This is a genomic window from Bacteroides acidifaciens, from assembly GCF_024623065.1.
GTDB lineage: Bacteria > Bacteroidota > Bacteroidia > Bacteroidales > Bacteroidaceae > Bacteroides > Bacteroides acidifaciens.
The window spans coordinates 1-1196 of the sequence record NZ_JANJZR010000188.1; the positions used below are offsets into that span (position 1 = coordinate 1).

Annotated in this window: 2 protein-coding genes; both read left to right on the forward strand. The window is 35.5% G+C overall.

The features are described 5' to 3' along the window. Positions 1-339: 339 nt before the first annotated feature. A complete protein-coding gene (locus NSB03_RS20655) occupies positions 340-567 on the forward strand; it encodes an ATP-binding protein (protein ID WP_242358851.1) in 228 nt (75 codons plus the stop codon). A gap of 72 nt (positions 568-639) precedes the next feature. Beyond that, positions 640-906, forward strand: a complete 267-nt coding sequence (locus tag NSB03_RS20660; protein ID WP_228099389.1) for an ATP-binding protein — start codon at positions 640-642, stop codon at positions 904-906. Positions 907-1196: the final 290 nt, after the last annotated feature.

Here is a 1196-nt window from a genome sequence, read left to right on the forward strand (position 1 = left end):
TTTCTTGCGGGCATTTTTATTTTATCGGCTGAAAAACAGCCGATAAAATTGTCGTGGCGGAAAATAGAATGATTACCTATTTTTGTTTTAGTAGATAAGAAGATGATGGAAAAAGAGTGATTAAGAGTTTGATTGTGGAGAAACAGCGTGAAATTCCCCAGATGAAAATCATGAAAAGGAAACTTGAACTCGAAGATACGTGTAATTATGTTTTTGTTGGGTTGAGGCGTGCCGGAAAATCTTACCTTATTTCAGCATATATAAGATTTACTTGAGAGTGGGGGAGCGCAAATTGAGGATATACTATATATCAATTTTGAAGATGAGCGAATAGCATTTATACAGGCAGAAGGATTAGGATTGATATTAGAAGCCTATCAGGAAATGTATAACAATAAGCCATTAATCTATCTGGATGAAATTCAAAATGTGGTAGGTTGGGAAAAATTTGCCCGTCGTCTAGCCGATTCAAAATATAAAGTATTTATTACCGGAAGTAATGTTCAAATGCTTGGCAAAGAGATACATACAACTCTCGGAGGAAGATATGTCGCTATGGAAATTTAGCCGTTTTCTTTCGTTGAATATTTGCAATATGATCATTATTCATTACCTCATCATTGGGAATATGACGTTGCTGTGAAGACAGATTTAGTAAAGCGGTTTCAACCTTATTTTTATTATGGTGGTTTTGCAGAAACATTTCCGCTTAAAGATAAACGTTCATGGCTGAATTCGCTGTTTCAAAAGATTCTTTTAGAAGATGTCATTGTGAGGAATGAGATAAGAAATGAAAGTGAAATCCGATTGCTTGTGAAGAAGTTGGCCGAAAGGTGTTATGCAACCTTTAGCGTTGGCACGAATTCTGGGAATTATAAAATCAGCCGGCTGTTCTCTGTCGCATGATACATTGGTAGATTATCTTCAATATCTGAATGATGCTTATCTTGTTTTGGCATTTCCAATTACTCGGATAAGCTGAGTGAGAAGGAAAAGATATTTCTTCGATAATGGGTTACTTAATGTCTTTATTATTGAGCTGGAAAGTAAATTATTGGAGAATCAAGTTGCTATTCTTAATCTTTGCTTCTCGTAATTAGGCACATTTACTGAATATCTCTAAGAGCCTGTTTAAATTCTCTTCAGTCATAATATTATAGCTCTTACCCCAGCTTTTCTTGTCGCGTCCGTCTGTA